The sequence below is a fragment of the Bacillus sp. FJAT-27225 genome (genome assembly GCF_001685025.1).
In the GTDB taxonomy this organism is placed as follows: domain Bacteria; phylum Bacillota; class Bacilli; order Bacillales; family Cytobacillaceae; genus Bacillus_D.
The window spans coordinates 230,194-256,725 of sequence record NZ_MAYU01000025.1 but is presented as its reverse complement, the minus strand read 5'-3'; the positions used below and the strand labels follow the sequence as shown (position 1 = coordinate 256,725).

The following is a 26,532-nucleotide window of genomic DNA, read 5'->3' as shown; positions in this document are numbered from 1 at the left end:
TGATAGACTTGCCTCCTCTATTCATCTATTTTCCATTTGTAAGCCATTTTATAAAAGAAAGGAGAGACCGCATGAAAATACTGGAGTATATTGCCCAAGATATCGTTGAGAGAACGAGTGCGATTTTGGAGTTTCCGATTAGTATTACGGATAATCAGGGCATCATCATTGGTTCCACCGATAAAAGCCGGATCGGCATCTTTCATCAGCCCTCTCTCGAAGTTATCAAAAAGAATGAAATGATAGAGTGTAAAAATGAAATAGAAAAGCAAATCCTCCCTGGCGTTTCAGCTCCGTTAAAGTTTAACCATAAAATTATTGGAGTTCTTGGAATCGTGGGCGAACCGCGCGAAGTTGAAAAATACGTCCAGCTTGTAAAAAACCAGGTAGAAATGATGTGCCAGGAAGCGTTTCGAAAAGAGATGATCGAACTTAAAGGGAAAATGATTGAGATGTTCGTCCATCAGCTCATCCATTATAGAGAGGAAGAAAGTGAGGTTTCTGAACAACTGCTCCAGTCCGCTAAATTGCTAGAGTTCAATATGGAAAAAAGCCGGATTTGCCTGCTTATTGATATTAAGAACTTATCGGAAGAAATTTCGCTTAGGAAGACGTCGGACGAGTATTATGGCAGCTTCCCCCTCCAATTTTTCCAACAAGAGGTTTTGAGCTTCTTGCGAATCATTTTCCATGAACAAAAGGATGATATGATTTCATTTTTGAGCCTGGAACGTATTATCGTCATTAAATCCCTGCCCTTTCCTGGTTCATATTCTGCCCTGTTGGAGAGCCTTGATGAAAAACTTGTAAAAATCAGCCGGTTCCTTGAATCGAAATATAAGGCTGCGGCCTGTATCTCTATAGGAGATGTCCATACCGGCCTGGGTGGGGTCGCCCAATCCTACCAAAATGCAATTCATGCGATGAGCATCGGGACTCAGTTGAATCGTGAATCAGCTGTCCATTTATTCAATGAGCGGGAAACCTTGATCCGAATGCTTCCTAAAGAGTTGAGCCAAGACTACCAAACGAAACTTTTGAATTTTATTAGCCCACTGATCAGGCAAGACAATTATGAAATTTTAGCCTCCACCTTCCTCGGTTTTTGCAAATACAATATGAATCTTAGTGAAGCTTCCAGAAATATGTACATACACCGAAATACGATTATCTACAGATTGGAAAGAATAAGTGAAATTACGTCCCTGCAAACAAACAATTTTGAACAGTGCATGCTGCTTTATTCCGCCATTCACTGTTATGAGGAGCAGAGAAACAAATTTACCTTACCTATTGAAAAACAAAGCCTATTGTAAAACGGGGGTGCTGACAGGTTCTGTTTCCTATTTCAAAAGGAGAATTTATGCAGGAAAATGCAAACTATAATTGCAGTATCACATGTAGAACTGTTTGCGCTTTCTCAGTATTGAGATTTGTGGAGATAAGAGAATTCATAAGCGGAGATATTCCGGATAACTACTCTAAATAAAGCAAAATCCAAAGATTTGGATAAAATAAACGGAGTAACTCCTCTTATTTTTAAAGAAATATCGGTATTTCCCAATTTTAGCGGAATTCTTCCGCTAATTTTTTTCGCTGTGAAACGGAAACGTAACAGCCACTTTCGTATTCTTTATCCTTATCTCAATGGGCGGATTGACATTAAAAATTTCTCCAAGCATTTATTTCTATCCCCATCACCTGTCCATTCATGAATCGCAAAACCGACGGAATGATAGTTGAGGAATGTTGAGATGTGTGTTAGGGACATCTTTTATAAAAACTCTAAATTCTTTCATTCTCCCTCTCCTCTTTATCCCGACAATATACATATTTATAGGTGTTTCTTGGAGAACTTTTACTTTATAACATCCATATTTAGAAAGGATAATCGAGGTTATTACTTTCAGAAATTCTTCTTTTGTTCCCACAAATGATAATACCTCGAATCCACCTAAAATTTGACGAGGTTTCTTAGCAATATAAAAAACGGTATATAATCTTTTCAAAACATCGCCACTCCTAAATTAAAACACCCGCTTGTTTGAAAGCAGCAGGTTACTAGTATTTAACGAATGTAGTCACACTTCGTTTTGATGCAATAGTCCGTCTGGAAAGCTCTTCTTTCCATTTCTTTGAGTCTAATTGATATTCACCATATTGATCCTTGTATGTTTTTTTAAAGAGATTAATTGTTCTAGCCTCTTCTGGATAATTATGCGATAAGGGATAACCTTGTCGCCCTTCCTCAAATATATATAATTCTAGTACGTCCCCTAAATCCATAAATGCATCCACAAATGTAATAAATTCAATGTCTTCTCCTCCTAGTTCATAAACATAAGGAAGGGTAAACGGCAAACTTTCCTTATATGCTTCACCATTTAGAAATGGAGCATTATTTTCACTTGAGTGATATTGAGGAATAGGTTTTAATGTAGCGATAAAATAATGAACTGTCATTGAAAACATCCCTCTCAACAATCACATATACTTTTAACCATTATAAGCATAACCTTGAATAATAGTTATGTAAATTCCCCTTAATTTCCAGTGCAATAACCTCACTATACATAATTAGGCATCCAAGCAAAATGACAGTTAATCCTATTCTGAAACAATCAACGCACCGTTTCCACTATTAAAAGTAATGATAAGTTAACAATGATACACAGAGCTTCCATCATTCCAAGCAACCACAGCAGTATATCACCAGAAGAGCATTTGGAAGATGCAAGTTTGTCTATTTAATTATTAATACTGAATCGTAAAGTAGTCAAAAGCGTTACTCCATGTGGAATAACGCTTTGACTCATTGTAAGTTACATTTTTAATGTTTTCGATTGGAAACGAAATCCATTACATGCTGCCTCTTTTTAATAAAAATACTCACCCTAAACGGGCTGTAAGTTTTTCGCATATATAATCTCCAACCTGTTCTGTGGTAGCTTTCCCTCCCAGGTCAGGAGTAAGCATGTGCTTTTCCTGAAGGACATCCTCCATTGCGTTAATGATTGCACTTGCTGCTTCGGTTTGGCCAAAATGGTCGAGCATCATACTCGTGCACCAAATAGAAGCAATCGGATTGGCGATTCCTTTCCCCGCGATATCGGGTGCGGAACCGTGGACAGGCTCAAACATCGAAGGGTATTTCTTTTCTGGGTTAATATTCGCCGACGGTGCAATTCCGAGCCCGCCAACGATGGCTGCCCCTAAATCGGTCAGAATATCGCCGAAGAGGTTGGAAGCGACGACAACATCAAATGTTTCCGGCTTGCTGACAAAAAACGCAGCAAGGGCATCGATATGCACAGTACTCCTTCCAATGTCAGGAAACTCCCGGCCAATTTTCTCGACATACTCATCCCAGAACGGCATCGTGTGATTGATTCCGTTCGATTTCGTGGCAGCCGTAATATGTTTTTTTCCATTTCGCTTTTGTGAAACGTCAAAGGCGTATCGTAAAACCCTTTCTACCCCTTTTTTGGTAAAAACACTGTTCTGGATGGCCATATCCATGTCTGTTCCCTGATACATCCGCCCGCCAATGCTGGAATATTCCCCTTCATTGTTTTCGCGGATTACAATAAAATCGAGATCCTCACTGGTTTTCCCGGCCAGTGGAGACTGGATTCCTTTTAGCAGTTTAATCGGGCGTATATTTATATATTGTTCAAACTGGCGCCTGATTGGCAATAGCAGCCCCCATAGGGAGACATGGTCCGGTACACCTGGGTAACCAACAGCACCAAGGAAAATCGTGTCGAATGCTTTTAAGATGTCCAACCCATCGTGTGGCATCATTTTTCCATGCCTGGCATAATACTCACAGCTCCAGTCAAACTCCTGATAGTTGAATGATAGGCCGCCGTGGAGCGCCGAGACAGTATCCAATACTTTCTTTCCTTCCCTGACAACATCCACCCCGATTCCATCACCTGGAAGCAGGGCTATAGAGTAATGTTCCATATCATTTCTCCTAGTCGAATAGTTTTGTAGCTAGTACTTCGGGATTGCCAATATGCGCCGGCTTTTTTCCATGAAGGACATTGATGACATTCTCGGCTACGGTTGTCGCCATGATTTGATTTGCTTCCACAGTCGTTCCCCCGACATGCGGAGTGACAACTACATTGGCAAGCGATAATAATGGCAGATTTTTTGGCGGTGGCTCTGGATCGAACACATCCAATCCGGCTCCAGCCAACTTTCCGTCCTTCAACGCATCATACAAATCGGTTTGATTTACAACCGCACCGCGGGCTGTATTAATTAAATAGGCTGTCGGCTTCATTATCGAGAACAGCTTGCTGTCAATTGAATGCTTTGTATACTGATTTAATGGAATATGCAGTGAAACAAAATCGGACTCCCGAAAAACATCTTCCATATCTGTAGAAATTTTAATGCCTATTTCATCTGCATATCTGTGTTTTTCCGGTTTATATTCCCGCACCCAGGCGGTTACGTCCATATCAAAGCCCAGTTTCAGGCGTTTGGCCACTTGCTGCGCAATGTTGCCAAACCCGATTAGTCCTGCCTTTTTCCCTTTCAGTTCAAACGAAGGAATTTCCATCCTCGATCCATAGTTGCCGATTTTCATTTGTTCATGGAACGGAATCACGGATTTTGCGAGCGCCATAATCAGCATGACTGCATGTTCCGCAGTTGAAACCTTATTCACGGATGGCGCATGAAGTACAGGTATTCCTTTCTCAGTTGCGTATGCGACGTCGATATTGTCAAGGCCGACACCTGCCCCGGAGATAACTTTCAAGCCGGGGCCAGCAGCATCAATAACATCCGGTGTTATTTTAGCCGGCGCCCTAAGGACAATGGCGTCAACATTTTTTACTGCATTGCAAAGATGGGGAATGTCGTACTGGTCAGTGCGGATGACCTCAGCACCCGCTTTCAGCACTCTCTCCCCGTCAGGGTGATACATGGACAAAATTTGTAATACTCTAGGCTTACTCATCCTATTTCCTCCCGATCCTTAAACACGAAGATTTTCTACAATCGTGGCGATTCCCTGGCCGCCCCCTATACAAGCAGTGATTAACCCGTACCTCGCACCACGCCGTTCCAGCTCATTCATGATTTTGACCGTCAGGATTGCGCCTGTACCGCCAATCGGGTGGCCGAGCGCAATCGCCCCGCCATTGACATTCAATTTCTTTTGATCAATTCCAAGCTCTTTTACACATGCAAGTGCCTGTGCTGCAAACGCCTCGTTAAGCTCTATTAAATCAATATCTTTTAGCGATAAGCCTGCAAGTTTAAGAGCTTTAAGTGTTGCAGGTGCCGGCCCAATTCCCATTATTTCCGGAGCAACACCCACCGCCGCTTGTGAGACAATCCGGAGACGGGCTTTTAGTCCGCGTTTCTCAGCCTCTTCCTCAGCCATGACAATAAGGGCTGCCGCACCATCATTGCGACCGCTAGCATTTCCGGCAGTAACGGTGCCACCCTGTTTAAATACAGGCTTTAAGGAAGCTAATTTTTCCAGGCTTGTCATCCTTGGGTGTTCGTCCGTGTCAAAAACAATCGTTTCTTTTCTTTGTTTGAGTTCATACGGGACAATCTCGTCTTTAAACTTGCCTTTAGTGATGGCCTCAGCTGCCTTTTGCTGGCTTGAAAATGCAAATTCATCCTGCTCCTCGCGGCTGATTCCATATTTCTCGGCAAGATTCTCGGCAGTCAGCCCCATCGTCAAATTACCATATACCTCAATCGGCTGTGCCCGTGGCTGGCTTTCTGTATTAGGGTCGACTAGTTCTGCATTGCCCGCCCCATATCCGTAACGGGCTTTCCTTAAATAATAGGGTGCGGTACTCATGCTTTCTGCACCGCCTGCTAAAATTATATCTGATAAACTGCACATTATCTGCTGTGCGGCATTATTGATTGCCTGAAGGCCTGACCCGCACTGGCGGTGGACAGTATAGCCGGGAACATCAATTGGAAGTCCTGCCCGGAGCAGTGCCAGGCGGGCAAGGTTTGGAACGTCCGAGCTTTGTTTTGCATGGCCCCAAACCACTTCATCGATAGCCCCTCCATCAATAGTGCTTCTCCTTATTGCTTCACGCATGACTTTTTCTGATAAAAAATCAACGTCGACATCTTTTAACGTTCCACCCATTCTGCCAATTGCCGTGCGTACACCAGCAATGATAACGACATTTCTCATCATAGGCTCCCTTCTTATCTCAAGAACTCGCGTTTTAGTTCGTTGGCGATAATGTTCCTTTGAATTTGGCTTGTTCCTTCATAAATTTTTGTAATCCGGGCATCCCGGTAAAATCTCTCAATCGGATAATCTCTCATATAGCCAATGCCTCCATGAATCTGGACTGCAAGGTCAGCGACGCGGTTATAGACTTCAGATCCATACAGCTTTGCCATTGCCGCCTCTTTTACTACCCGCATTCCTTTATCCGCCATCCAGGCGACCCGGTACGTTATGGAACGGAGCAGCTCAATTTCCATTGCCATGTCAGCGAGCATGTGCTGGACTGCTTGCTGTTCAAAAATCGGTTTGTCAAATTGAATCCGCTGCATCGCATAGTCGGTACTGAGCTCCAGCAATTTTTCGCAGGAGCCGAGATTTCTCGCCGCAAGGCCGGCCCGCCCGTTCGCAAGGATTTTCAAAGCGTTCACATATCCTTTTCCTTCTTCTCCGAGGACGTTTTCTGCGGGTACCTCGCAATCTTCAAAAAAGAGCTCGGCGGAATGAGAGCCGCGCAGCCCCATCTTTTTTTCAACATTTCCAACTATGAAACCAGGAAAATCTTTTTCTACTATAAAAGAAGTAATCCCCTTTGCGCCCTTGGATGGGTCTGTCACTGCCATTACCGTGAACACATGGCCGCATACGGCATTGGTAATATAGTGTTTTGAGCCATTCAGGATATATTTATCGCCTCTCCTGACAGCTCTTGTTTTTAAATTGGCTGCATTCGAACCGGCACTAGGCTCCGTCAGGGCAAAGGCGCCAATCCAATCACCGGTCGCCATTTTCGGCAGGTACTTTTCTTTTTGCTCCTTCGTGCCAAGCTCGACAATCCCTACTGAACCAATTCCAGTGTGGGCTCCAATCAATGTGGTATAGCCGTTATGGGTCATTCCCAATTCTTCATATATCGCACATTTGCCCACCATATCGAGCCCGAGGCCGCCGTACTCTTCGGGGATGCTTAGCCCAAATAAACCCATCTCCTTCGATGCCTCAACAATATACTCAGGAATTTCATCGTTTTCCTCAATCTCCATTGCAACCTTCTCTACTTCCCCCTGGACAAAATCGTGGACAGCCTTTTTTAAAAGCTGAATATCCTCCGAAAAAGTAAAATCCATGTTTGCTCCCCCTATCTTTGCCTTCGTATAGCGGACAGTCTTTCCTGACAAAGGATCGCCTTACTTGCCCTTAAAGTTTGGCTGCCTTTTCTCAAGGAACGCCTCGGTCCCTTCCCGTTTATCGTCCGATCCCATTAAAATTGTCTGTGACAGCTTTTCAATGTAAAGCGCCGTTTCCATTTCGATATCCGCACCGCGGTTCACGGCAGCTTTAGCCAGCCGTAAAGCGAGCGGCGCTTTTTTGGTTAGTTTGTTTGCATATAGCGTTGCCGTTTCAAGCAACTCTTCCTTTGGTACAGCCTTGCTGACAATCCCGAGTTTCTCTGCTTCTTCTGCTGTGATAATGTCACCGGTTAAAATCAGCTCCATTGCTTTTCCTTTTCCGATGATTCGTGTAAGTCTCTGTGTACCTCCCGCACCAGGGATGATTCCCAAACCAACTTCAGGCAGACCCAGCTTCGCATTTAATGAAGCCACCCGTATATCACAGGCAAGCGCGAGCTCCAGCCCTCCGCCGAGGGCAAATCCGTTTATCGCTGCTATCGTCGGCTTTTCATAGTCTTCGATTTTTCGATAAGTAGCTGTCATATTCGGTTGCAGAGCCTCGATCATCGTCCGCTTGTTTAATTGGGAAATATCCGCCCCTGCGGCAAATGACTTCTCTCCTGCTCCGGTTATGATCACAACCCGAATGTCGTCGTTAGTGCGCCACAAATTCAAGGCTCTTTCTATTTCAAGGAGAGTATCAAGATTTAAGGCATTTCTTTGTTCGGGCCGATTAATGATGATCCAGCCGATGTGTTCTTCGGTCCTGGTGAGGATGTTCGTAAATTCCATACCGTTTTGCACCTCCAAGTGTCACTCACTCATAGTTTGCAGGTGTTCTGAAACCGCAAACTCGGCTTCGGTTAAAGCTCTTATTTCTTCGAGGCTTGAATCTGAAGCAATTTCGGTTAAAATCAGTTTGCCTGACTCGATGCGGAACACGGCTTTTTCTGTTACGATCATCTCGGCGCTTTGGATGCCACTGGTAGGATACGTAAGCTTTTTTACTATTTTCGGAGTATTGTCTTTGGTAACATGGGTAATCGCAATAATAATCCGTTTCGTACTCGCCACAAGATCCATCGCTCCACCGACTCCTAATATATCCTCTCCCGGCACAGCCCAATTGGCTATCTCACCGGTTTCACTGACCTGAAGTGCTCCCATAACAGCTGTATCAACATGGCCGCCGCGGATCATCACAAATGAATCCGAGCTCGAAAAAATTGAAGCCCCGAGCCCCATTGTAATCGGGTGCTTGCTTGCACTAATCAGATCCATGTCAGTGTCTTCTTTTGGCGGGGTTGGCCCCATCCCCAATAATCCGTTTTCTGACTGAAGGTAAATACCACTATCTGGATTTAAATAATTTTGGATAAGCGTTGGGATGCCAACGCCAAGATTCACTACTGTCCCTTCATTGAGTTCCCGGGCGATCCGTTTTGCAATTCTAATTCGGTGGTTTTGAGCCTGCTTTTTATCGGTTGCGTTCAACATACACCCCTCCCACTTTTTTGTATCGTTCATTCAGGACAATGAAGTCAATATAGGCATGAGGAGTGACAATTTGTTCGGGTTCAAGTGTACCCGCCTCTACAATTTCATCGACTTCTGCAATGACCAGGTTTGCGGCAGTAGCCATCATCGGATTGAAGTTCCGGGCTGTTTTTGAATAAATCAGGTTGCCAAGCGTATCAGCTTTAAATGCTTTAATTAAAGCTACATCTGCTTTTATCCCTCTGACAAAAATAAACCGCTCCCCATCAAAAACTCTTTCTTCCTTCCCTTCAGCAAGCTTTGTACCAACGGCGGTCTTTGTATAGAAACCGGCAATCCCAGCACCGCCTGCCCTGATCGCCTCGGCCAGCGTTCCCTGGGGAATCAACTCTATCTCCAAATCTCCGCTTTTCCAGGCTTTCACGGCATCCCGGTTTGAAGTAAAATACGACCCGACTGCTTTTTTGATATGCTTTGAGATTAATAGTTTTCCAAGCCCTTTGCCGGCCTCACCAAGGTTATTGCTAATGATGGTCAGTTCCCTAGCATGGTCAGATTCTGCAATTGTATCGATCAGCGTAAAGGGTGTGCCGCATAAACCAAAGCCGCCGACCAGTACCCGGTCACCATGTTTAATCCATTGAATCGCATCTTCCGTAGTTCGTAATTTTTCACAAAAAAGCGTATTGCTCATCATTTGCCCTCCAATTTGAAAAACTTATGAGCCAATTTACTGCAGATATGAGCCTATTCCGCACCGATATGAGCATTTAGATAATTACTGGAAATTATTTTTCATACGTATAGAAACCCTGGCCTGATTTGCGTCCAAGTCTGCCGGCTTTGACATATTTAATGAGAAGCGGACATGGCCGGTACTTTTCACCGAGCGTTTTATAAAGGTATTCCATGTTGCGGAGCCTTGTATCCAATCCAACCAGGTCTGCAAGCTCAAGCGGCCCCATTGGATGATTCAGTCCGAGTTTCATGGCTTTATCAATATCTTCAGCCGAGGCTACTCCTTCCATCAGCATGTTCATGGCCTCGTTTCCAATCAGGCAATTCATGCGGCTGGTAACAAATCCGGGAAATTCATTCACTTCCACTGTTTCTTTGCCTAATTTCCGGCTTACTTCTCTTGCTTTATTCATCGTTTCATCAGATGTTTGCAGCCCTCTGACGATTTCAATCAACTTCATTTTGTGGACGGGATTAAAGAAATGCATGGCGATACATTTTTCTGGTCTGGAGGTCTGTGCGGCGATTTCTGTAGGACTCATCGTAGAAGTATTTGTGGCAAGGATGGTGTGGTCCGGGCATATGGTGTCCAGTTTTTTAAAAATTTCGGCTTTCACTTCGATTAATTCAAAAACGGCTTCGATGACAATATCGGCATTCCCGGCAGCTTCTTCGAGGCTTGTTGTATAGTTTATGTTTTTAATAGCTCTATCAACATCCCCATTCCTTAAAAAACCCCTGTCGGCACTTTTCGACATTTCCGCTTCAATATACGATTTAGCTTTATCGAGATTGGCCTGGCTGACGTCATTGACAAAAACCTGGAACCCGCCGAGGGCAGCAACATAAGCGATGCCCCTTCCCATCACTCCGGAACCGACAACTGTTAACGTATCCAAAAGTATTCCCCTCTCTTTCATGCTCATTTGCGATTATAATATACCAAATCATATATGATTTCAATTATATTCTGAATTGTATGCCATATTTGTTTGTTTCCCATACTAAAACTCCTATGTTCTTGTAATCGGATTTACAGTAAGAAGTTAGTACCAAACTTTTATCGACCGCTTTCACATCTTTTTCGCCCTGAATGAACTTTTTTTATCCCTTAATCACTAATTTATCCCCCTGAACGAACAATATATCGCCCTTATTCACAATTCAGACACAACCCGCAACATGTCACCACTGTCAAGTGAGAAAAGCCAGGTTATTAAAAAACCAATTTTAGTGAGCAGTAATCCTCAAACACTTCGTCTCTACATTGAACCTCTTTATATATTGAAGTTCATCGCTTAAATCATATATAATTTTATATATGAAAAAGGATAATAAGCAGGAACAAGCGTATCAATTTATTCGTACAAGGATTTTGAATGGGGTATACGTCCCAGGCCAGCGGTTAGTTATCGATACTTTAGGAAAGGAGCTCTCGTTAAGTCCAATACCGATCCGTGAGGCAATCCGGCGTTTGGAGGCTGAAGGATTGGTTACAATGAAAGCTTACAGCGGAGCAATCGTCTCGCATATTGATGAAAATGAGTACTACGAGGTTTTGTCGACTTTAGCAGTCCTTGAAGGCTATGCTGTATCTTTAAGTGCTTCTTCAATAACAACGGATCAGTTGGAGAAACTCCAAGAACTAAATAACCAAATTAAAGATTCGCTTCAGCGTTTTGACTTTAATGGGTATATTCAACGGAATAAAGAATTCCATTTGCAAACCATTCGCGGCTGCCCTAATCAATCGCTCGTGGCTCTAATCCAACAAATGTGGGAAAAACTTGATACAATCCGAAGGCTAAAGCCTATGTATTTCCCAACCCGGGCCGTGGATGCAATCCAAGAGCATGAGGAAATCATCTCTCTGCTATCAGCCGGTAAAAACCAGATCGAGATTGAACAATTTGTCAGGTACCATCATATTGCAGCCATCCAAGATGCAGATAAACCATAGCCGTATGAAGTAAAAGAATCAGCAGAGACCGACTGCTGATTCTTTTACTTCTACTAAAATCAATTATTATCAATCTGGGCTCGCTGCAGTTTGCCGCTGTAGTCAACATAGATTGATTTCCACTCTGTATACACATCAAGCGCCGCTACACCAGAATCCCTGTGGCCATTCCCCGTTCCTTTCGTTCCGCCAAATGGCAGGTGAATCTCTGCACCGGTTGTGCCTGCATTTACGTAAACAATTCCGGTATCAAGGTCTCTCATTGCCTGAAATGCTCTGTTAATATTCGCCGTATATATTGAACTCGATAGCCCGAATTCGACGCTGTTGTTGACTTCAATCGCTTCTTCCAGACTCTTGACAGGAATAATTGACACGACCGGTCCAAAAATTTCCTCCTGTGCGATTCTCATATCTTTTGTTACATCGGTAAAAATGGTAGGCAAGTAGAAGTTTCCTTTATCCAGACCCTCTTCATCGGCAATTTTGCCGCCAGCTAAAAGCTTGGCTCCTTCCTGCTGCCCGATTTTAACGTATTCATCAATCCTCTCCAATGAGGAACGGTTAATAACTGGCCCAACCTTTACTTTCTCGTCCAGTCCATCACCCATCTTTAATTCACCAATCCGGGCCAGCAATTTTTTCTCAATTTCGGCTTTTACTGATTCATGGACGAGCACACGGCTTGTAGCAGTGCATCTTTGTCCGCTCGTACCAAATGCTCCCCATAAGATTCCTTCAATTGCCAGGTCAAGATCGGCATCTTCCAAAACGGTAATTGCATTTTTCCCGCCCATTTCGAGTGACGTCCTTTTCAGCAATTCCCCGGCGCGGCCATTAATCGCTTTTCCCACTTCATTTGAGCCTGTGAAGGAAATTAAATCAATTCCAGGATGCTCAACCATTGCATTCCCGACTTCGCTTCCGGACCCGTTAACAAGATTAATAAGCCCTTTTGGCAACCCGGCTTCTTCATAAATGCGAACAAACTCTTCGGCGACCATTGGCGTTTCTGTTGCTGGTTTCCACACTACGGCATTACCTGACACAAGGGCTGGAAGTGACTTCCAAGAAGCGATCGCAATCGGAAAATTCCAAGGTGTAATCAAGCCCGCTACCCCAACGGGAACACGAACACTCATCGCAAATTTATTCTGCAGTTCGGAAGGCACCGTATCACCAAACAGCCTGCGACCCTCGCCGGCCATGTAATAAGCCATGTCAATTGCTTCCTGTACCTCTCCCCTTGCCTCTTCAATTACTTTTCCCATTTCGCGGGTAAGTGTTTGGGAGAGCTGTTCTTTTCTATCTTTTAAAAGAAATGCAACTTTATATAAATAGTTAGCCCGTTCAGGTGCGGGAACGAGGCGCCATAAACGCTGAGCCGCTTTCGCCGCCCGGACTGCATGGTCAACATCTTCCTTTGAAGACTGGGCAACTTCGGACAGTACCTCACCATTTGCCGGATTGGTAACCGGTACAAATTTGCTTGTTGATGGTTCACACCATTCTCCGTTAATATAATTAATAATTTTTCTCATGTCCTATCCCTCCACTTTTGCCGATTTTAATTTTTGCTGTATTCTATTAACTGCTTCTAGTAATTGATCCGTTGGCACTGAAAGTGAAACCCGGAAATATCCTTCTCCAGTTGGGCCGAACGCGGTGCCTGGTGTGAGGATGACGCCGGTTTGCTCCAGTACATTAGTGACAAATTCTGCGGAGGTATACCCTTTTGGCACTGGTGCCCAAATAAATAAACTTCCTTTTGAGGGTTCAGCCTTGACTCCAATCGATCTTAGCCCTTCCAGCATGGCTGTCATTCGCTTCTCATAAACTTGATTGTATGCGCCAACACTGCTTTGATCTCCATTCAGCGCTAACGTCGCTGCCTTTTGGATTGGTGTGAATTGCCCTGTGTCCGTATTGCCTTTATAAATAGATAAAGCGTTGATTATTTTCTTGTTTCCGACAACATAGCCAATCCGGAAACCAGTCATGCAGTACGTTTTTGACAATGAACCAAACTCAACGGCAATGTCCTTTGCTCCTTCAACCTGGAGGATGCTTGGTGCTTTGTACCCGTCAAAGGTAACCATGTTATAAGCAGAATCGTGAGCAATTGCAATTTCGTTCTTTTTCCCAAATTCAACGGCGTTTTTAAAAAAATCGATATCGACGGTTGCTGCTGTTGGATTGCCGGGATAATTGAGAAACATTAACCTGGAACGGCCAAGAATTTCTTTAGGAATATCGTCGAACACAGGTTCAAAATTGTTTTCCTTCAAAAGCGGCATATTGTGGCATTTCGCGTTTGCCAACAAGGTTGCCATTCGATAAACCGGATAACTTGGATCCGGAATAAGGACATACTCCCCTGGATCAACAAGAGTTGGCACGATATGGGCAATCCCTTCTTTTGAGCCAATCAATGCCAGCACTTCTGTTTTTGGATCGAGGGTTACCCCAAAGTGGCGGCTATAAAAATCCGCAACCGCCTGTTTGAATTCGTCGATCCCTATGAAACTTGGATATTTCAAATTTTTTGGGTCTTTCGATTCCGTTACTAATTTTTCAATAATATGAGGAGGTGTAGGTAAATCTGGGTCGCCAATTCCTAAATCGATAATATCAATGCCCGTCTCAGCCATGGCTGCTTTCTTCTTATTGATTTCGGCAAAAAGGTAAGGTGGAATTTGTGACATCCGAATCGATTGGAAATTCATGTATTCACCCGCTTTCCTTATGTCAATTCAGAAAGTTCAATCTACGATTTAAATTTATCGGTTTTTCTTTTCTATAACTATGGTCGATTTACACAAAAATGAGTGTATATCCCCAATAAATTCCGTATGGTTTTAACAAAAGGGAGTACAGGTGCTGGCCGTTTCTTACACTTATGGCTTCCTTGATGACATTAGCGTTCGATTTTTCTGGAAAAGTCGCTTATAACCTGTTAATGACTTTAGCGTTAAAAATTTTGTGATAGAGTCACTTATTGCGTTTCTTAAAGACTTTACGGTTAAAAATATTGTGACAAAGTCACTTATAACGTTTCTTAATGACCTTGGCATTAATAATTTTGTGACAAAGTCACTTATAACGTTCTGCAATAACCTGAACTTTAAAATTTATCCCCTTTTTTTAATTGAACCGCTAGTAGTGACATTAAAAGTTACAATTTTCTTAAATAGTAAGTTGTGCAATAACAAGGCATGCCTCAAAAAAAAACAGGCCCTCCCCTCAGGAAGGACCTGTCCGCATTTATGCTCTATTGATAGATTTCGTGTCTAGTGCGATTACTGGCTGCTCGTCAGCAATTCGAGTTTTTCTATGATATCCTTTGCCATAATAGAAGGCTACCAGAATTACAAGGAACAATGGTCCTACAATAACGGCTATCCTTGTATCTGGCGAGTATGCCATCATTCCAACTACCATCGCCAGGAAAGCGAGCGAAAAGTAAGATGTTAACGGGAATAGCGGCATTTTATAAGTAAGTGAAGAAGCATGCTTCTTTGACAAACTTTTACGGTATTTTATTTGAGATAATAGAATCATAGACCATGTCCAGATTGCGCCAAAAGTAGAAACTGCAGTTAACCAAATAAAGACTTTTTCCGGCACAATATAATTTAGAACGACACCTAATAATAACACGGTTCCTGTAAGGACGACTGCTTTGCTTGGAACCCCATTTTTATTTACAATCCCAAGTTTCTTTGGTGCATCGCCGTTTTCAGCGAGGTTATAAAGCATCCGTGCGGTACTGAAAATCCCTCCGTTACAGGAAGATAGTGCCGCAGTCAAGACGACAAAGTTGATAATGCCCGCAGCCGCCGGTATGCCGAGCTGGTCAAACACCAATACGAACGGGCTGCCTTTTACACCAATTTCCTGCCATGGGTAAATCGACATCATGACAAACATGGTACCAACATAAAACAGGAGAATTCGCCAAAAGACAGTGTCGATCGCCCTTCTTAGTGTTTTCTTCGGATTTTTTACTTCCCCTGCGGTAATCCCAATCATTTCAACCCCGAGAAACGCAAACATAACCATTTGCAGGGAAAGAAGAACCCCTGTTAAGCCGTTTGGAAATAATCCGCCATTTTCCCACAGGTTACTGATACCGGTTGCAATGCCGCCGTTTCCAATTCCGAAAATGATGATGCCAAGTCCGCTGACAATCATAAAAATTATTGTCAGGATCTTAATGAGTGCAAACCAAAATTCGAGTTCACCAAACGCTTTGACTGCCAAAAAGTTTACAGCCACCATGATTCCCAATGCGAGAAGCGCCCATATCCACCGCGGTATGTCTGGGAACCAGTACTCCATATAAATTCCTGCAGCGGTTATCTCAGCCATACACGTGACAACCCATAATAACCAATAATTCCAGCCTGTCAGAAATCCTGGCAGGGGACCTAAATAATCCCGCGCATACTGGCCGAAAGATCCGGCCACCGGTTTTTGAATCGCCATCTCCCCTAGCGCCCGCATGATGAAGAAAATAATCATGCCGGCAAACGCATAAGCTACAATGATACCCGGCCCTGCAAGCTTAATGGCCGAAGCCGAACCAAGGAACAGGCCGACCCCTATTGCTGCCCCCAATGACATAAGTGTAATGTGCCGTTCTTCAAGTCCCCTCTGAAGCTGATTTGGCTGTTTGGCTTGCTCCATACATTCTACCCCCAAGTTTTAATTTCCCGTGGCCCCAATTTCTTCTAGATACCCTACATTAACCCAAACCATTATTCTAGTAAACCTCCCAATTGAAGTTTATTATACATGGTATTGATAGCGCTTACATTACCACTTTATTCTAAAAAGTGTCAAATCATTGACAATTCTCATTTTTTCGAAGAAAATATCACTTGTGGTATTCACACAAATCTATTATTAATGTATTGTGTAATTATAACAAATGTTATACAAAAATCATATTATTTAAAAAGGGTGTAAGGCATGGCTGCGAGTAAACTAGATCCTTTTAGTGAAAATTTTGATAGTCTTGATGAAATAGCGGATAGGATTAGTGAGGTTTTACATTGCCCGATTACAATCGAAGACGTTAACCACAGGCTGCTTGCCTATAGTACACATGATGACAGAACAGACCCAGCACGGGTTGCCACCATAATGGGCCGCCGCGTTCCCGAAAAGGTCATTAATTCTTTATGGAAAAATGGTGTGATTCCACAGCTTTTGAATAGCCGGGATCCTGTAAGGATTAAAACGGTTGGTGAAATTGGCCTTGGTGACCGCGTTGCCATTTCAGTTTGGAAAAATGATGAGCTGCTCGGGTTTATTTGGGCTCTTGAAATTGGGGAGACGCTTGGTGAGGAAGGAATGAACTTGCTTAAGCGGGCTGCAGAAGCGACAAAAAATAAATTGGTTCAAGTTCAAGCCCGCAAACACAAACGGGACGAACAATCTCACGAATTTTTTTGGAAGCTGTTGACAGGACATTACCATTCAAACGAAGAAGTACGCAAACATTTTCAGTCGCTGAAAATGACACCTCCATCGTCTTATGCGGTAATGGTGTTCATGTTTTCAAATGACATCACCAGGGAAAACGAAAGACAGGTTGCCTATCAATTACGTACAATTCAAAAACCAGCCGTTCTCGTTCATACCTTTGATCAGCAGCAGTTAGTGATGTTCATTTCTCTTGAAGGAGATAAGAACCCTATTGATACATTGAATGTTTTCAGTGAGCAGTTTATCTACAAAATGATGGACAGGTATGATATTCCCCACCTTGTTCAAGGATTTAGCGGAATATACAGTGATTATTTACAAATCGAAAAGGCGTTTCGTGAGGCAAGCAAGGTATTGGCCATCAAGCACAAATTCCCTGCTGAAACGGAAGAAATACATTGCTACCAAAACTTGGGGATTTATAAATACCTAGACTTTCTTTTGGAAAAAACAACAAAGAGCGAGCTTGGAAATCCTGCTCTTAAAAAGCTTCATGAATATGACAGAAAGAATCATACCGACCTGGCTCAAACTTTGGAGATGTATTTGAATAAAGATTGCAATATACAGGATACAGCCAAAGCCCTCAATGTCCATATCAACACGTTGAATTACCGCTTAAAGCGACTTTCCGAAATAGGAGACATTAATCTGAAAGACCCGAATCAGAAGGTGAGTTTATTTGTTGACATTAAACTGGAAAAATTCCAATAGCGACGGTTTCATTATTGTGAACACATGAACGATTTGTGAGAGATACACAAAAGAAAGCGCTTACTTTCTCTTCTTTGAACAATTTAAATTCCCTTTTCCATGGATTATGCTTAAAACAAAGAAAGACAAACCCATTTTTTACTAGGAGGCTTTTCGTATGATAATTGGTGTACCGAAAGAGATTAAAAACAACGAAAACCGTGTAGCGCTCACTCCAGCAGGGGTCCTCACTCTTGTCCAGGCTGGCCACAAGGTACGAATTGAAAAAGAAGCTGGTGTAGGCAGCGGCTTTTCGAATGAAGATTATATCCAAGCCGGTGCAGAAATCATCGAAACTGCTGAAACAGTATGGCAGGCCGAAATGGTCATGAAGGTTAAGGAACCTCTTGAAAGTGAATACAAGTACTTCCGTAAGGGTTTGATCCTGTTTACTTACCTTCACCTTGCGGCTGAGCCATTCCTAGCCAAGGCATTAAAAGAGTATGGCGTGACCGCAATAGCATACGAAACAGTTTCCGTAAACCGCACACTTCCCCTCCTTCAGCCAATGAGTGAGGTAGCTGGACGGATGTCCGCGCAAATTGGTGCTCAATATTTGCAAAAAGTGAATGGCGGGCAAGGTATCCTTCTTTCAGGAGTTCCGGGTGTAAGCAGAGGTAAAGTGACAATTGTCGGCGGCGGAATCGTCGGTACAAATGCAGCAAAAATGGCGATTGGACTAGGCGCGGATGTGACGATTATCGATCTGAACGCTGAACGTCTCCGCTACTTGGATGACATTTTTGGTACAAACGTCAAGACGTTAATGTCCAACCCATACAATATTGCCGATGCTGTCAAGGATGCCGACCTTGTTATCGGTGCAGTCCTGATACCAGGTGCAAAAGCTCCTAAATTGGTCACAGAAGAAATGGTTAAGTCCATGAAGCCAGGCTCTGTCATTGTCGATGTCGCGATTGACCAGGGTGGAAGCGTAGAGACGATTGACCATGTTACAACCCATGATAACCCTACTTACATCAAGCATGGAGTTGTCCACTACTCTGTTGCGAATATGCCAGGTGCTGTTCCTAGAACATCCACAATGGCTCTTACAAATGTAACCGTCCCTTATGCGCTCCAAATTGCCAACAAAGGTGTTGAAAAAGCAATCTCTGAAAACTCTGGGCTCAAATTGGGAGTCAATGTGGCAAACGGTGAAATCACGTACGAGGCTGTTGCCCGCGATCTGCAATATGACTACGTACCGGTTGATGAAGCATTCGGTAAAGTGACACTATCAAAATAATAGTGAATACATCCCTCAAGGTTTTTCTCTTGAGGGATTTTCCATCTAAAAGATGTTGGGGTGATCGATGTGATTCAGCATAGCTATCGGGATACTTGGGCCGAAATTTCAATGATTGCCATTCGGCAGAATACAGAACAATTTAAAACTCACATTGGAGAAAACGTAAAATTAATGGCAGTTGTAAAAGCAGATGGTTACGGTCACGGTGCAGTCCGGACCGCTACGGCAGCCCTCCAGGCGGGTGCGGACTATTTGGCAGTCGCCCTTCTTGATGAGGCGCTAGCACTTAGACAGGCTGGCATAAACAAGCCCATCCTTGTACTTGGGTATACACCACCCCGCTCTATAGAAAAAGCCATCTCGGCCAACATTGAACTAACGGTTTTTTCAGAGGAAACTCTCCTGGAACTAATAAATAAAACGAGCGATATGAAAAGAACGGCTTCGATTCATTTAAAAATTGATACAGGGATGACCAGAATTGGAGTCCAAACAAAAGAGGATGCCCTCTCGTTGGCAAAAATGGCCTCATCCGCAGAAAATGTCTTCCTAAAAGGCATCTTCACCCATTTCGCGAGCGCGGATAGCGAAAACCCTGCCTATACCTTTAAACAGTTTTCACTGTTTCAGACGGTTATTTCACATTTAGAAGAGAACAAGATTCACGTCCCTTTAAAGCATTGCTGCAATACTGCAGCAACGATGAATTTTCCCAACATGCACCTTAATATGGTCCGTGTCGGCATCGGATTGTATGGGTTGTATCCAGATTCTTTATTGAAAAACCATTCTCTTACTCTAAAACAAGCGATGACCCTTAAAACGAAAATCGCTTCTCTCAAAATTGTCCCCGCCGGCCGGCCAATAAGCTATGGGGGTACCTATTTGCCCTCAAAGGAAAGCGTCGTTGCCACCTTGCCTATCGGGTATGCTGACGGTCTTTCTCGGATGCTTTCAAACCGCGGCCAGTTCTTTGTCAACGGACTAAAGGCACCGATTGTCGGCCGTGTGTGCATGGATCAGACAATGATTGATGTATCAACTATCCCCTCTTGCCAATTAGGGGACGAAGCGATCCTGTTTGGCCAAAGCGGCGATTCTTTTCAGGAGATTGACAGTATCGCGCATCTGATAGGAACGATCAATTATGAAGTTGTTTGTATGATTGGCAAGCGGGTACCCCGTATCCACATTGATTCACCCACCAACACTGAGACTGAGATTCCCTCGGTGCAATCCTCGCTATTTGAATATGTATAGACATCTCTGCTGGCCTGGCAAGAATATTAGATATAGGACAATATTTTCTGTCCATAAGTAATGAAAGAACTCCTTTCATTTTCCACCGTTTTGCTTGTTATGGTAAGATATTCTTGTCTGAAAATTCAAACTTGGAGGGGGTAAAGCAATGAATGTACCATTAGTATTGAACGAGTTCCTGGACCGTGCGGCGAACTTATACGGGGACAAACAAGGAGTCGTTTGTGAAGGACGGAGTTTTACATACGAGGATCTGCAGGGTCGTGTCAATCAGCTGTCACATGGATTGAGGGATCTTGGTGTTTCGAAAGGAGACCGTGTTGCGTTTCTTGCTCCCAATACGGTAGAAATGCTGGAAGGTTTTTATGGAGTGTTTCAGCTAGGTGCGATTATGGTGCCGCTGAACACTCGGTTAAAGCCGGAAGATTATTTATTCATCTTAAACCATAGCGAATCGAAGGTGCTGCTTGTCGATGAAGACTTGTATCACCTTATCCAGCCGATTAAGCAGCGATTGGCAACGGTCGAGCATATAATTGTCCACTACAAATCCCCGGAAACAGATGAGATTGATTACGATAACTGGCTCGAAAGCTTCCCTGCTACCGCTTTTCATCGTGAGGAGCTGGATGAAAATGATGTGTGCAGTTTGCTCTATACAAGCGGCACGACCGGCAATCCGAAAGGCGTCATGCTTACCCACCGTAACAATTACCTCCATGCTTTAAGCACGATGCACCATTTGCGCGTCCGGGACGAGGATGTTTATCTTCATGTTCTTCCGATGTTCCATGTGAATGGCTGGGGTTCTCCATTTTACTACACTGCCAATGGTGCTACCCATGTTTGTTTAAAAAAAGCAACTCCTGAGTCAATTTTTAAAGCAATCCAGGACCATAATGTTACGGTCCTGCACATGGCCCCTACCGTACTTAATTCCTTGCTTCAATATCATGAGAGCCATAAGCCAAAAATTGAACAGGCTGTCCGGGTTGTAATCGCTGGCTCTGCCCCTCCCCCGGCGTTTGTATCCCGCGTCGAAAACGAACTTGGCTGGGAGTTTATCCAGGTGTATGGCATGACGGAATCAACTCCGCTAAGCTTAATTTCAACAATCCGTCCCCAGCATGGCCGCCTTTCACTCGAGGATAAAACCAGAATTAAGGCCAAGGCCGGCTATCCAATGATTGGCTGTGATGTTCGAGTTGTAAATGAACATGGCGATGAGGTTGCCCATAACGGGAAGGAAATCGGTGAAGTTGTTACTAGAAGCCATGGCGTGATGCTTGGTTATTGGAAAAATGAGGAGGCCACTATGGAGACGATCCGCAATGGCTGGCTTCACACCGGGGATATGGGTACTGTCGATGCAAATGGCTATATTGATATTGTCGATCGAAAAAAGGACATTATTATTAGTGGCGGGGAGAATATTTCATCAATCGAAGTAGAAGGCGCCCTTTATGAGCATCCAGCTGTTCTTGAAGCCGCAGTGGTTGCCGTTCCCCATGAAAAATGGGGTGAAACGCCACATGCTTTTGTAGTTGTCCGGGAAGGGCAACTCGTCACAGATGCAGAAATCATCTCGTTTTCACGCGAAAAACTCGCCCATTTTAAAGCCATAACGGGGGTTACATTTGTCGAGGAACTTCCGAAAACAGCTTCAGGAAAAATCCAAAAGGTCCATCTGCGAAATCAATACTGGGAACAATCCGGAAAAACAGGACGATTTGTTAATTAATTTATGCTCACTGGTCCCACTGAATTAGTGGGGCTTTTATTGGTATGATTGGCTGCTATGCCCAGTCATTTTTTCATATAAATATTGGACTCCGTATAAAAGGTATGCTTTATAATTTAAGTATACAAAAAACTGAAGGTGTGTTAATCCATTCAGGCCAATGATTTTCAGCTTTTTCAGGACATTGATTAAGACAAAGGCGAACAGTCCGTCTGCTACCGCATTTAAGAGTACAAACCTTCTAAAATTGCCATATGAAAATTTCAATATCCACATCGATAATGGCATATACGGACCAATGCTGAAAGGAAATTCATCTTTGAAAAAGGATTTATAGCCATCATAAAACTTCCACCAATTTCGTCGATGCCCGTATAAGTGATTGATTATTTCAAACACAACAATAAACAAGCCGCTGAACCAGAACCTTTTGAAGCTTCGCTTGCCTAGTAACAGCACAGATAACCATGGGAAAATGATAATAGCTAAATTGAATAGGAAATGCCGCTTTTTCATTTTACGCACTGTAATCACCTCGGGCTATTTTTCTCCTTCTGATGTGCCCAATAGAAGTCAAATAAATCCCTGCGATTTCGTATTTGTAACTGCTTGATTTTTAATTCTAATTGGGTTGATACTATCAATATTTTGGGACGGTTGGATACGAAATTTCTGCGAAACAGTACTTTATGGAATAATTGGGAAGAAGACAGATGAGGAATGTCCACGAAACGGTATTTAGTAGATTAATAGCGTGTTGAACGGATGAGAAATATCCACGAAACTGGGGCTGGTCACTCTATGATTCGCGCAAAAGGCTTACTTTCTTTTGGATGGAATTGACCGTCTGTACATGCAATCCGTCCTTTATAACCTGGTTATGAGACGGAACTGGTCGGCAGCAACTGTAATCCGTCCAATAAATCATAATTATAGGACGGAACTTACCGTCTGTACATGGGATCCGTCCATTAAAACTTGCTTATGGGACGGAACTCATCGACAACACCTTTGTTTCTTCCCTCAACCTAAGTCATCATAAGAAATACCCCAATATTAAGGAGGAACTTAATTGAAGCTGGTAACACTTTGCCCGAGCAACACCGAACTCGTGAACTATTTGGGATTAACTCAATCTTTGGTTGGGGTTGATGATTTTTCTGACTGGCCCGAAGAGATCCTTCGCTTGCCGCGCCTCGGCCCCGACTTGCATATCGATATGGAGAAAGTGGAAGCCTTGAAACCAGACCTTGTTTTGGCTTCTTTGTCGGTTCCTGGCTGGAACGCAATATTCAGGAACTGGAACGCCGTGGGCTGCCTAATGTGATTGTGCCCAATCCGAAAACTCTCCGGGACGTCGCAGACTGCCTTTTGTTTGTCGGGAAAGTCACGGATACCGAAACCAGAGCGAGAAAATTGGCTGAAAAGTACATTCGTATCCTGGAGGAATACGCCTCATTAAGCAAAACTGTTACCACTCCGAAATCGATCTATTGGGAATGGTGGGCAAAACCGGTATTTACACCAGGCGCCGCCAACTGGCTGACGGAAATGAGCAGGCTTGCTGGAGGCTGGAACGTCTTTGGGGATAGGCCGGAGCCGAGCGTCCAGACCGATTGGGACGACGTGAAACTGAGGAATCCAGATGTGATTTGTATAGTATGGGTGGGAGTACATAAAAGGAAGGTAAACCCTACTGTTATTCTGAAACGGCCTGGCTGGGAACAATTGGATGCGATTAAAAATGGCCAGCTCCACATCCTTGATGAGCCGTTATTTTGCCGGCCATCTCCCCTGCTCCTAAACGGGTTGGCTCAAATTGCCCACATCCTTCATCCAGAGATTTTCCCCTGCCATAAGGAAGGCGAGGACTTGCTGCTTGTTTCATCCAGGGAAGTAGAGGAGGAAAAAAGATGAACTATATGGTTGATAAAGAATGGCTTCTTAAACTTTTGAACAGACACGATGTGAGGATTGCCGACTGCCGCTTTGCACTCGGAAATCCGGAAAAAGGACAACACGAATACAATACGAGCCACATCCCGGGTGCTGTTTATTTTGATTTGGAAAAGGATCTTTCCGGTTGTGTTCGCGAACATGGCGGGAGGCATCCGCTGCCGGATATGGAGGAGTTTATTGACAAACTCGGTAAAGCCGGAATTAATGAGAAAGTTACGATCGTAGCCTATGACAATGGTGAAGGTGCGTTTGCGGCCAGATTTTGGTGGATGCTTTCCTATCTAGGCCATGAAAAAGTATATGTACTGAATGGCGGATACAAAGAATGGACTTCTTCCAACTACCCGACAACGACTGAAGTACCCGCCTTTGAAAAGACTCCTTTTAACAAAACAATCCAGCACCATCTTCTCGCCGATGTAAATGAAGTGAGGGAAATTGCTTCAGGAGCCAACACTAACGCACTATTAATCGATTCTCGGGAGCAAAAACGATACTTGGGAATTGAGGAGCCCGTTGATAAAAAGAAAGGCCATATTCCAAAGGCTGTCAACAAGCCTTGGATGGAAGGTCTCGCAGATGGGCGCTACAAGACTGCCGACGAACAAAGTCAGCGTTTTTCAGATATCGACCGTTACAAACAGCTCGTTGTCTATTGTGGTTCAGGTGTCACCGCTGCTCCAAACTTCCTAGCCTTAAAGGAAGCTGGCTTCGATGATGTAAAGCTTTATCTCGGAAGCTTCAGCGACTGGATTTCATATGAGGACCATGAAATAGAATAATAAAGCAATCCTATACCAGACGAATCGTTTTAAAAAAAGGAAACTATAATTGAGACTGCACCAATAATGCTAAGTATCGTCCCTCCGATTCTGATGGACAGCAAATATAAATCCGAAGGTTCCGCCGCATACTCCGATTTCCAGCTTTCGGTAACAAGCCAAATCCAAGATGGCTTCGAAATAAAGAGCACACCAAGAATAAGAAGCACGATGCCCGGGGCCATACTATCCCTCCCCTCTTTATAAATAGTCACTAGTATTTTTATATGGCTGTATGGCATAATTTAAGTACCTATTGGAAAAATATAACTGGCGGTGATGATATGGTTTGGAAAATGCGGATTCCGTTATTCATCTTCGTGTTAGGGACTCTTTCCGGAATCGTCCAGATGTTCCCGAACATCCTTTTAGCCAATACCACATACTTTATTAGAAGTGTGGTTTTTATCGGGATACTCACAATCCTCTTTATGCTGTTTGAGAAAACCAAAATCAATGAAATGAACGTTCATATTTCAGAAGGACTCGCACTTATTGGTTTAGGTTTTTTAATTGATTTTATCATGGTCTGACAACTGCGGTTTATCTCAACGGAAACCTTCCGTTCGAAATTGAAGCCCTGGCTCTTATCAAGCGCCCCGTGGTTAAATTGAGTTTCCTTTCTGTTGATATATGGTATAATAATTCCAATAGAACATATACTAAAAAAGCCGGACCATGCTGGGAACATGGGCCGGCCTCCAATAGACGGTTCCCCCTTAGGGGCCGGCGTTGAGAAGATAATCCACCTGGAGCCGCTAACTCAAGGGTGGATTATTTTTTTTGTGAAGAAGACAGAATCGCGATTATAAGCCCCGCAAACGTAATCATCAGCGTTAACGATTCGTATACTGTCACCGGCATCCCCCCTTTCGATCGGAGTAAACCGGCCACCCTTGAGAAAAACCTATTCTATTGTACTTTTATTATATCAAATCTCTACCAAAAACACGAACATATATTCGCGTTATTTTAAAATTAGAGATTGGGAAATTGCTTTTTAAATTTGCGTCTAATCAAAGCTTGAATCTATGAAAGTTCTCATAAAATTTTTAAACTGCGCGTAAAACCTGAATGTGCGCATATATCCGTGAAACTGCGCAGTAAACTTGGATAGCCCACATAATCCGGATTAAACTGCGCCTATGCAATCAAGCCGCCGAATTAAACCTCTTCTACCAACCAGTAATGCGGACTACGAAAATTGGCATTTGGATTAATTAGTGGGTTATTCATGTTTTATTTTTTAAAATTAGGATAAGTACATATAGAAGCCTGAACAATTTGTAGAAGTTTGAAATTCTCTTAGATATGGTATAATAGTACCTGTCTACACATAAATAAAAAAGACCGAACATGCTGGTACCATGTTCGGTCTCCAATAGGCGGTTCCGGCAAGGGGCCGGCTTTGGGGCAGTTAATCCACCTGAGCTGCAAACTCAAGGTGGATTATTTTTTTTGTGAAAAAGCCAATATTGTGACAACGAATCCCGCGAATGTAATCATTAGCGTTAACGATTCGTATACTGTCACCGGCATCACCCCTTTCAACACGGAGTAACCGGGCCACCCTTGGACGGACCAATGCCTATTGTTCTTCTATTATACCACCTCGTGCATATAAATACGGACATATATTCCCATTAATAATTTTCCC

27 protein-coding genes are annotated in these 26,532 nt (G+C 43.5%); 10 read left to right on the top strand and 17 right to left on the bottom strand.

The window, feature by feature from the left end; genetic code table 11:
* Positions 1-71 precede the first annotated feature (71 nt).
* A complete protein-coding gene (locus A8F94_RS23770; protein WP_066206752.1) occupies positions 72-1,316 on the top strand; it encodes a CdaR family transcriptional regulator in 1,245 nt (414 codons plus the stop codon).
* A gap of 393 nt (positions 1,317-1,709) precedes the next feature.
* Here A8F94_RS23770 and A8F94_RS23765 read toward each other — a convergent pair whose 3' ends face one another.
* The 10 genes from A8F94_RS23765 to A8F94_RS23720 form a co-directional block, all read right to left on the bottom strand.
* The gene (locus tag A8F94_RS23765) at positions 1,710-2,009 is read right to left on the bottom strand and encodes a hypothetical protein (RefSeq protein WP_066206749.1); all 300 of its coding nucleotides are present in this window, start codon (positions 2,007-2,009) and stop codon (positions 1,710-1,712) included.
* 52 nt (positions 2,010-2,061) lie between these two features.
* Complete coding sequence (locus A8F94_RS23760) at positions 2,062-2,463, bottom strand: hypothetical protein (RefSeq protein ID WP_066206746.1); 402 nt, start codon at positions 2,461-2,463, stop codon at positions 2,062-2,064.
* 426 nt (positions 2,464-2,889) lie between these two features.
* Positions 2,890-3,969, bottom strand: a complete 1,080-nt coding sequence (locus A8F94_RS23755) for a tartrate dehydrogenase (protein ID WP_066206743.1) — start codon at positions 3,967-3,969, stop codon at positions 2,890-2,892.
* Between the two features lie 10 nt (positions 3,970-3,979).
* The gene (locus tag A8F94_RS23750; protein ID WP_066206740.1) at positions 3,980-4,978 is read right to left on the bottom strand and encodes a hydroxyacid dehydrogenase; all 999 of its coding nucleotides are present in this window, start codon (positions 4,976-4,978) and stop codon (positions 3,980-3,982) included.
* Positions 4,979-4,996: 18 nt separating this feature from the next.
* On the bottom strand, positions 4,997-6,190 hold the full coding sequence (locus A8F94_RS23745) for a thiolase family protein (RefSeq protein WP_066206737.1): 1,194 nt from the start codon (positions 6,188-6,190) through the stop codon (positions 4,997-4,999).
* A 14-nt stretch (positions 6,191-6,204) separates the two neighbouring features.
* Complete coding sequence (locus tag A8F94_RS23740; protein WP_066206735.1) at positions 6,205-7,356, bottom strand: acyl-CoA dehydrogenase family protein; 1,152 nt, start codon at positions 7,354-7,356, stop codon at positions 6,205-6,207.
* Positions 7,357-7,416: 60 nt separating this feature from the next.
* On the bottom strand, positions 7,417-8,193 hold the full coding sequence (locus A8F94_RS23735; RefSeq protein WP_066206732.1) for an enoyl-CoA hydratase/isomerase family protein: 777 nt from the start codon (positions 8,191-8,193) through the stop codon (positions 7,417-7,419).
* Between the two features lie 21 nt (positions 8,194-8,214).
* Positions 8,215-8,898 (bottom strand): 3-oxoacid CoA-transferase subunit B, encoded by a 684-nt coding sequence (locus A8F94_RS23730; RefSeq protein WP_066206729.1) that lies wholly within the window; start codon positions 8,896-8,898, stop codon positions 8,215-8,217.
* Positions 8,879-9,592 (bottom strand): CoA transferase subunit A, encoded by a 714-nt coding sequence (locus tag A8F94_RS23725; protein ID WP_066206727.1) that lies wholly within the window; start codon positions 9,590-9,592, stop codon positions 8,879-8,881. The genes A8F94_RS23730 and A8F94_RS23725 overlap by 20 nt, the downstream gene beginning before the upstream one ends.
* A gap of 94 nt (positions 9,593-9,686) precedes the next feature.
* Entirely contained in the window at positions 9,687-10,535 is an 849-nt protein-coding gene (locus A8F94_RS23720) for a 3-hydroxyacyl-CoA dehydrogenase (protein WP_175384507.1), read from the bottom strand.
* Positions 10,536-10,957: 422 nt separating this feature from the next.
* Between A8F94_RS23720 and A8F94_RS23715 the strand changes: the two genes are divergently transcribed.
* Complete coding sequence (locus A8F94_RS23715; RefSeq protein WP_066206724.1) at positions 10,958-11,596, top strand: GntR family transcriptional regulator; 639 nt, start codon at positions 10,958-10,960, stop codon at positions 11,594-11,596.
* A 59-nt stretch (positions 11,597-11,655) separates the two neighbouring features.
* Here A8F94_RS23715 and A8F94_RS23710 read toward each other — a convergent pair whose 3' ends face one another.
* The 3 genes from A8F94_RS23710 to A8F94_RS23700 all read right to left on the bottom strand — a co-directional run bounded on the left by A8F94_RS23710 (position 11,656) and on the right by A8F94_RS23700 (position 16,285).
* Positions 11,656-13,137, bottom strand: coding sequence for an aldehyde dehydrogenase family protein (locus A8F94_RS23710; protein WP_066206720.1), 1,482 nt, complete (start codon positions 13,135-13,137; stop codon positions 11,656-11,658).
* Between the two features lie 3 nt (positions 13,138-13,140).
* Positions 13,141-14,322, bottom strand: a complete 1,182-nt coding sequence (locus A8F94_RS23705) for an LL-diaminopimelate aminotransferase (protein WP_066206717.1) — start codon at positions 14,320-14,322, stop codon at positions 13,141-13,143.
* Between the two features lie 538 nt (positions 14,323-14,860).
* Complete coding sequence (locus A8F94_RS23700; protein ID WP_066206713.1) at positions 14,861-16,285, bottom strand: amino acid permease; 1,425 nt, start codon at positions 16,283-16,285, stop codon at positions 14,861-14,863.
* 285 nt (positions 16,286-16,570) lie between these two features.
* On the opposite strand from A8F94_RS23700, the gene A8F94_RS23695 reads away from it, so the two are divergent.
* From A8F94_RS23695 to A8F94_RS23680, 4 genes are all read left to right on the top strand, one after another.
* Positions 16,571-17,803, top strand: coding sequence for a PucR family transcriptional regulator (locus A8F94_RS23695; RefSeq protein WP_066206708.1), 1,233 nt, complete (start codon positions 16,571-16,573; stop codon positions 17,801-17,803).
* A 157-nt stretch (positions 17,804-17,960) separates the two neighbouring features.
* Positions 17,961-19,091, top strand: a complete 1,131-nt coding sequence (gene ald / locus A8F94_RS23690; protein WP_066206706.1) for an alanine dehydrogenase — start codon at positions 17,961-17,963, stop codon at positions 19,089-19,091.
* Positions 19,092-19,160: 69 nt separating this feature from the next.
* A complete protein-coding gene (alr, locus tag A8F94_RS23685; protein WP_077247890.1) occupies positions 19,161-20,354 on the top strand; it encodes an alanine racemase in 1,194 nt (397 codons plus the stop codon).
* A 148-nt stretch (positions 20,355-20,502) separates the two neighbouring features.
* The gene (locus A8F94_RS23680; protein WP_066206703.1) at positions 20,503-22,095 is read left to right on the top strand and encodes a long-chain-fatty-acid--CoA ligase; all 1,593 of its coding nucleotides are present in this window, start codon (positions 20,503-20,505) and stop codon (positions 22,093-22,095) included.
* A 36-nt stretch (positions 22,096-22,131) separates the two neighbouring features.
* Here the strand turns inward: A8F94_RS23680 and A8F94_RS23675 are convergent, their stop codons facing one another.
* Positions 22,132-22,611: a hypothetical protein gene (locus A8F94_RS23675; RefSeq protein WP_066206698.1), complete on the bottom strand. Its 480-nt coding sequence runs from the start codon at positions 22,609-22,611 to the stop codon at positions 22,132-22,134.
* A gap of 556 nt (positions 22,612-23,167) precedes the next feature.
* On the opposite strand from A8F94_RS23675, the gene A8F94_RS26615 reads away from it, so the two are divergent.
* From A8F94_RS26615 to A8F94_RS23665, 3 genes are read left to right on the top strand one after another with little or no spacing between them, the layout of a single operon-like run.
* Positions 23,168-23,422, top strand: a complete 255-nt coding sequence (locus tag A8F94_RS26615) for an ABC transporter substrate-binding protein (RefSeq protein ID WP_368072810.1) — start codon at positions 23,168-23,170, stop codon at positions 23,420-23,422.
* Positions 23,419-24,012, top strand: coding sequence for an ABC transporter substrate-binding protein (locus A8F94_RS23670; RefSeq protein ID WP_368072809.1), 594 nt, complete (start codon positions 23,419-23,421; stop codon positions 24,010-24,012). Before A8F94_RS26615 ends, A8F94_RS23670 begins: the two co-directional genes overlap by 4 nt.
* Positions 24,009-24,836, top strand: a complete 828-nt coding sequence (locus A8F94_RS23665) for a sulfurtransferase (protein ID WP_066206696.1) — start codon at positions 24,009-24,011, stop codon at positions 24,834-24,836. The genes A8F94_RS23670 and A8F94_RS23665 overlap by 4 nt, the downstream gene beginning before the upstream one ends.
* Positions 24,837-24,865: 29 nt before the next feature.
* On the opposite strand, the gene A8F94_RS23660 is transcribed toward A8F94_RS23665, so the two are convergent.
* Entirely contained in the window at positions 24,866-25,060 is a 195-nt protein-coding gene (locus tag A8F94_RS23660; protein ID WP_066206694.1) for a DUF6199 family natural product biosynthesis protein, read from the bottom strand.
* 99 nt (positions 25,061-25,159) lie between these two features.
* On the opposite strand from A8F94_RS23660, the gene A8F94_RS23655 reads away from it, so the two are divergent.
* A complete protein-coding gene (locus A8F94_RS23655) occupies positions 25,160-25,408 on the top strand; it encodes a hypothetical protein (RefSeq protein WP_077247889.1) in 249 nt (82 codons plus the stop codon).
* Between the two features lie 241 nt (positions 25,409-25,649).
* Here the strand turns inward: A8F94_RS23655 and A8F94_RS26430 are convergent, their stop codons facing one another.
* Together A8F94_RS26430 and A8F94_RS26610 are read right to left on the bottom strand one after the other, a co-directional pair.
* A complete protein-coding gene (locus tag A8F94_RS26430) occupies positions 25,650-25,739 on the bottom strand; it encodes a putative holin-like toxin (RefSeq protein WP_302621328.1) in 90 nt (29 codons plus the stop codon).
* A gap of 585 nt (positions 25,740-26,324) precedes the next feature.
* Positions 26,325-26,414, bottom strand: coding sequence for a putative holin-like toxin (locus tag A8F94_RS26610; protein ID WP_368072812.1), 90 nt, complete (start codon positions 26,412-26,414; stop codon positions 26,325-26,327).
* Positions 26,415-26,532: the final 118 nt, after the last annotated feature.

Excerpts from the sequence above, each read along its gene's own strand:
- A8F94_RS23770 (WP_066206752.1), top strand. The coding sequence starts at position 72 with ATGAAAATACTGGAGTATATTGCCCAAGATATCGTTGAGAGAACGAGT.
- A8F94_RS23760 (WP_066206746.1), bottom strand. The coding sequence starts at position 2,463 with ATGACAGTTCATTATTTTATCGCTACATTAAAACCTATTCCTCAATAT.
- A8F94_RS23755 (WP_066206743.1), bottom strand. The coding sequence starts at position 3,969 with ATGGAACATTACTCTATAGCCCTGCTTCCAGGTGATGGAATCGGGGTG.
- A8F94_RS23750 (WP_066206740.1), bottom strand. The coding sequence starts at position 4,978 with ATGAGTAAGCCTAGAGTATTACAAATTTTGTCCATGTATCACCCTGAC.
- A8F94_RS23745 (WP_066206737.1), bottom strand. The coding sequence starts at position 6,190 with ATGAGAAATGTCGTTATCATTGCTGGTGTACGCACGGCAATTGGCAGA.
- A8F94_RS23740 (WP_066206735.1), bottom strand. The coding sequence starts at position 7,356 with ATGGATTTTACTTTTTCGGAGGATATTCAGCTTTTAAAAAAGGCTGTC.
- A8F94_RS23735 (WP_066206732.1), bottom strand. The coding sequence starts at position 8,193 with ATGGAATTTACGAACATCCTCACCAGGACCGAAGAACACATCGGCTGG.
- A8F94_RS23730 (WP_066206729.1), bottom strand. The coding sequence starts at position 8,898 with ATGTTGAACGCAACCGATAAAAAGCAGGCTCAAAACCACCGAATTAGA.
- A8F94_RS23725 (WP_066206727.1), bottom strand. The coding sequence starts at position 9,592 with ATGAGCAATACGCTTTTTTGTGAAAAATTACGAACTACGGAAGATGCG.
- A8F94_RS23715 (WP_066206724.1), top strand. The coding sequence starts at position 10,958 with ATGAAAAAGGATAATAAGCAGGAACAAGCGTATCAATTTATTCGTACA.
- A8F94_RS23710 (WP_066206720.1), bottom strand. The coding sequence starts at position 13,137 with ATGAGAAAAATTATTAATTATATTAACGGAGAATGGTGTGAACCATCA.
- A8F94_RS23705 (WP_066206717.1), bottom strand. The coding sequence starts at position 14,322 with ATGAATTTCCAATCGATTCGGATGTCACAAATTCCACCTTACCTTTTT.
- A8F94_RS23700 (WP_066206713.1), bottom strand. The coding sequence starts at position 16,285 with ATGGAGCAAGCCAAACAGCCAAATCAGCTTCAGAGGGGACTTGAAGAA.
- A8F94_RS23695 (WP_066206708.1), top strand. The coding sequence starts at position 16,571 with ATGGCTGCGAGTAAACTAGATCCTTTTAGTGAAAATTTTGATAGTCTT.
- ald (WP_066206706.1), top strand. The coding sequence starts at position 17,961 with ATGATAATTGGTGTACCGAAAGAGATTAAAAACAACGAAAACCGTGTA.
- A8F94_RS23680 (WP_066206703.1), top strand. The coding sequence starts at position 20,503 with ATGAATGTACCATTAGTATTGAACGAGTTCCTGGACCGTGCGGCGAAC.
- A8F94_RS23675 (WP_066206698.1), bottom strand. The coding sequence starts at position 22,611 with ATGAAAAAGCGGCATTTCCTATTCAATTTAGCTATTATCATTTTCCCA.
- A8F94_RS23665 (WP_066206696.1), top strand. The coding sequence starts at position 24,009 with ATGAACTATATGGTTGATAAAGAATGGCTTCTTAAACTTTTGAACAGA.
- A8F94_RS23660 (WP_066206694.1), bottom strand. The coding sequence starts at position 25,060 with ATGGCCCCGGGCATCGTGCTTCTTATTCTTGGTGTGCTCTTTATTTCG.
- A8F94_RS23655 (WP_077247889.1), top strand. The coding sequence starts at position 25,160 with ATGGTTTGGAAAATGCGGATTCCGTTATTCATCTTCGTGTTAGGGACT.
- A8F94_RS26430 (WP_302621328.1), bottom strand. The coding sequence starts at position 25,739 with ATGCCGGTGACAGTATACGAATCGTTAACGCTGATGATTACGTTTGCG.
- A8F94_RS26610 (WP_368072812.1), bottom strand. The coding sequence starts at position 26,414 with ATGCCGGTGACAGTATACGAATCGTTAACGCTAATGATTACATTCGCG.